Source organism: Moorena sp. SIO2C4, assembly GCF_010672485.1.
In the GTDB taxonomy this organism is placed as follows: domain Bacteria; phylum Cyanobacteriota; class Cyanobacteriia; order Cyanobacteriales; family Coleofasciculaceae; genus Moorena; species Moorena producens.
Map to the genome: position 1 here is coordinate 1 of NZ_JAAHGN010000651.1, position 4,292 is coordinate 4,292.

Consider the following 4,292-nt stretch of genomic DNA (forward strand, 5'->3'; position numbering starts at 1 on the left):
TGGCTGCTGGAACTAACGCGACAGTACGATGTGGCTGCGGGAGTCTATAACGGTTTAGTTGCTCAAATGGAGCAAGTCAATCTTGATGCGTTTAGTGCTTATCCCAATGTACAGGTGCTTGACCCTCCCACTGTTGACGAGAAGCCTGCTGGTCCGAAGAAGTTGTTAATCATAGCTAATGGTTTTCTGGCATCGGCAGTGGGTAGTATAGCGCTGGTATTGCTTCTAGAACGGCGCAACCCACTGCTGAGTCCCAAAGACCTACAGGCAATCAAGTTCCCGATGGTGGTCAATATCCCTCATCTGAGGCACGCTGGTATGGGATTAGAGCTGGGTACAGAAACGGATGTAGAGTTTCAGCGACTAGCATCGGTGATTAGCTTACGCTCTGGGGAGGACCGTCGCATCTTGATTACTAGCGCGATGGTCTCAGAAGGCAAAACTACTGTCACTCTGGGATTGGCGACAGCTCTGGTAGATTTAGGGTTTCGGGTCTTGGTAGTGGATGGAGATTTCCGACAGGCAACCCTTTCTCAGCGCTTGGGTCATCACCATGACCCCCTCAAACCCGGACAGCCGGTGAAGATCCAACCGAGTCTTGACTTACTGCCTACCTCCCACAAAAAAGGCAAAATTGTGGAGCTGGTGACCCAGGGTAAATTTGAGCAGAGCCTAGCTACTGCGGAGGAATCGGGTGACTATGACTATGTTTTGATTGACAGTGCTCCGGTCAGTATGACCAGTGAAACTGCCCTGATGGCTGCTGTCATCGGTAATTTGTTGTTTGTTGTTCGACCTGAGATTAGTAAGCGTGACTTTGTCAGTGACAGCTTGGAACAACTGGCTCAGCACAATGCTCAACTGTTGGGTTTGGTGGTGAATGGGGTAGAAACTAAGTCCAAACCCTACTTATACAGATCTAGTGATAGTTTAGTGAAGTCATAAGCGATGAAACGTAGAACATTACTCCAGCTAGCTTTATCTGGCGCTGCGATCGCATTCCTCTTACCAAGACTCTTTGATAAGCAAAGCGCTACTAATTCGGTAAGAGCATCACCAATACAAAATTTGTGGTTGTCCGGAAAGTCAATTAAAACTAAAGTTAGGGTGGATTGGGCAAAGCCAGTCGCACAAACTACACCCTTCACCTTTGGCTCCAACGACTACGAAATTACTATTCTGGAAAAGGCATCAGACTAGGTTTTCCAGAAGCATTTGGCGGAACTGGATATCAGGTTAATTCGTATTCACCATATCGATCTATGGGAACGTTGGACTAACCGAGCTACGAAAAGCTGGGACGAGGCAAAAATTCAAGCCTGCTACGATGCCTCTTATCCCCAAAAGCCTACCATTATCCAAAACATTCCCCGCTGGCCCAGTTGGATGGCTACAGATCCGGATGGTCTACTTTCGAGAAAGGAGAATATATAGCAGTCGCCAGGGCAGTTAGGACATGACAAAAGTCTCACACCCTTTGTAAGCGCAAGAGTTTTACTTCTGACAAATGACTTCTGACAAATGACTTCTGCTATAACATCAACTACTCATGGAACTCTGGTGAAGACCGTCAGAATACCCATGTCGGCGCGGTTTGGTTTGCTTCAGTATTCAAACATTTAGCTGACGCTGGGATTGACATGGCGACCTCCTGGCATCTCAAGGATAAGTATTACGGCATGATCGACCCAAGTAATAATCTGCGACCTGCTGCAACTGTATTTCCCTGGGCGATCAAGTACCTGACTGGCAAGGTGATGTACACCCAGAGCGGCCATAAGTTTGTGGAGGCTATGGCAATAGAGCAGTCCAATGAACTGCGATCGCTATTGTTGATCAATAAATCAGCCAAACCTGCCAGCATCAGGATTGAGGGAGCACTGGATTTTCCCGACACTGAAAGCCTAAAAAGGCTACCCATGTTTTCTTTAGATACCAACGCTGTCAAGAGCAAGACCCTAGCAACAAGACTACTGAAGTACTCATCGGTGAGATTTAATCCTTACTCTCTTGTGTTACTGGGTTTGAGTAATTAGTGATTAGGCATTAGCCATTAGGCATGATAGCACTAGGTATTAAGTACCAGAACCATTAGACAACAGAAGTGAAAAAGATTCAGTGAAAAAAATTCACCGAAGCCTTACCCCACTTCAGCCAACACCTAAACACTAAAAATTAACACCTAACAGCTTGCTCTAACTCTCAAAACTAAATTGACAGAGTACTTAGTCCTTTTGATTCACCAATTTCGTGTCATGCAGCAGATTAATCACCCATTTCTGAAATTTATCGCTCATCTTTATTTTGAGGCTAAGGGTTTATACTATCAGTTTCGATACCCCAATCTCACCCTTGCCAAAGGAGTGCAGATCAAAGGCTCTCTTCAGGTAGCAGGTAGCGTTAAGGTAGTGATTGGCTCAGGTTCTCGCTTGGGTAAAGAGGTATTTATCTATGGTTCTGGTAACGTCAATATTGGTTCAAATGTACTGCTTAATGGGCCTTGTATAGGTTGCGAGTGCTCAATTACCGTGGGAGATGAATGTCTAATTTCTGACTGCTTTCTTGCTGATAGCGATTACCATAACCTACAACCCCACCTGCGTCACTGTCCTCCAGGACCAAAGGTTTCAGCTGAGATTGTGATTGAGCGAAATGTCTGGATTGGAGCCAGAGCTACGGTGATGAAAGGGGTACACATTGGGGAAAATAGTGTAGTAGGTTTAGGCAGTGTGGTTCGTAAGTCTGTCCCTCCCGGCGTGGTAGTTATTGGGAATCCCCAGCAAATTGTGAAGCATTTCAAACCAGTCAGTAAGACTCTGTGACTGAAAACTTTGGTACTGACAGGCTTTATTGTTTCTAGAGCATTGCTTGAGTAATCAAATTTCAGGGAAAATCTATAGATTTCAATTACCCGATCACCCGATCACCCGATCACCCGATCACCCGATCACCCGATCACCCGATCACCCGATCACCCGATCACCCGATCACCCGATCACCCGATCATCAACTGATCCAAGTTTTCTGATTACTTTACCGATGCTGTAGATGTTGCGATCGCAACTGACCCATATACGGTTATTCCATGCTTTCTCAGGGTTTGGGTGGCTGATTTGACTGTAGCTCCGCTGGTGTAGATATCATCTAGGATTAGTACGGGTGAGGTGCTATGATGTCTGAGAAAGTGTTTACCAATAATAAAGGCATCTGCTAGGTTTTGCGCTCGCTCTTGGACAGATAAACTAAACTGAGGTTGAGTTGCCCGGACTCTTTCTAAACCCAGTGGTGCTTGTTTGTAACCAGTGAATTCACAAAAACTTTGGGCAATTAGCTCTGCCTGGTTGTAACCTCTTTGTCGCTTTTTTGTAGGGTGCATGGGAATGGGAACTACTATTAATTTTTGCTTTTGGCTACGGGTGGCAGAGGATTTTAACCAAGCTTTACCCAGCCAATGGCCCAAGGGATGTGCTAGCTGGGGTTGGTTTTCATATTTCAGGGCAGCAAGTAATCGTTTTAATGGACCACCGTAATTGCCCCAGACAAACACTGGGAGATTTTGATTACATAAAAATTGATTTTTGTCAAGTTGGCAGCGGAGTAACTGCTGCTCGCAATAATCACACAATTCATCAGAGGCAGGTCGCTCACATAGGGGACAGTTCGATTTCAGAAAGAGACTTAATAGACCGTTTTTAAGGGTCTGAATTCCCTGTAACATAATTTTGGGGATTTATTTGGCATGATATTTCTAAAGATGCCAAGACTAACCCTAAGAATCCCTCAGTATTTCTACCGTTTTCTGCTTCTAAGAGCGTGATGCAAAGCATAGGAAGGATTAATAATATCATGTCCAGTTGACGACTTATCATTCTTGGTTGAGAGTCAATTTTTAATTAACGATTTAGGTGAATACGACGTGATTAATGGTAAGAGATATTATGCCTTCAAGATATGATGCCAAAATCCCGGAGGAATAACAGGATTAGGCGGCGATTTGTGGATAATCTTTACTCTCTTGATCTGATTCAACCTTCAGACTATCCCTTGGTGGGCAATGAAGCCTTTAACTTAAGTCAGCTCTGGCAACGGGATTATCCGGTTGTACCTGGCTTTGTGGTGAGTGCAAAGGCATTGTGGGAATTTATCGCAATTTTAGGTGAGTCTGAACCCCTGTTAGCTGATTTACCTTCTTCTTATCTTTACGTAGATGTAGACAATCCTCGCCAGCTACAGCAAGTGGCTCAGCAAATTCGTCACAAAATTCAAGGGGCGACTTTAGGTTCGGTGTTGGA

6 protein-coding genes and 1 pseudogene are annotated in these 4,292 nt (G+C 44.9%); 6 read left to right on the forward strand and 1 reads right to left on the reverse strand.

Annotation, left to right across the window (positions count from 1 at the left end):
• The 5 genes from F6K20_RS26445 to F6K20_RS26465 form a co-directional block, all read left to right on the forward strand.
• On the forward strand, positions 1–945 hold a 945-nt coding region (locus F6K20_RS26445; protein ID WP_287296619.1), incomplete at its 5' end, for a tyrosine-protein kinase domain-containing protein.
• A 3-nt stretch (positions 946–948) separates the two neighbouring features.
• Positions 949–1,200, forward strand: coding sequence for a hypothetical protein (locus tag F6K20_RS26450; protein ID WP_008185813.1), 252 nt, complete (start codon positions 949–951; stop codon positions 1,198–1,200).
• A 15-nt stretch (positions 1,201–1,215) separates the two neighbouring features.
• Positions 1,216–1,434, forward strand: coding sequence for a hypothetical protein (locus F6K20_RS26455; protein ID WP_008185814.1), 219 nt, complete (start codon positions 1,216–1,218; stop codon positions 1,432–1,434).
• A gap of 206 nt (positions 1,435–1,640) precedes the next feature.
• Positions 1,641–2,036, forward strand: a complete 396-nt coding sequence (locus F6K20_RS26460) for a hypothetical protein (protein WP_008185815.1) — start codon at positions 1,641–1,643, stop codon at positions 2,034–2,036.
• Between the two features lie 219 nt (positions 2,037–2,255).
• Positions 2,256–2,822 (forward strand): acyltransferase, encoded by a 567-nt coding sequence (locus F6K20_RS26465; protein ID WP_008185816.1) that lies wholly within the window; start codon positions 2,256–2,258, stop codon positions 2,820–2,822.
• A 206-nt stretch (positions 2,823–3,028) separates the two neighbouring features.
• Here the strand turns inward: F6K20_RS26465 and F6K20_RS26470 are convergent, their stop codons facing one another.
• Positions 3,029–3,718, reverse strand: a complete 690-nt coding sequence (locus F6K20_RS26470) for a ComF family protein (protein WP_008185817.1) — start codon at positions 3,716–3,718, stop codon at positions 3,029–3,031.
• A gap of 278 nt (positions 3,719–3,996) precedes the next feature.
• Here F6K20_RS26470 and F6K20_RS26475 point away from each other — a divergent pair.
• Positions 3,997–4,292: pseudogene (locus F6K20_RS26475) on the forward strand (PEP/pyruvate-binding domain-containing protein); the annotation flags it as partial.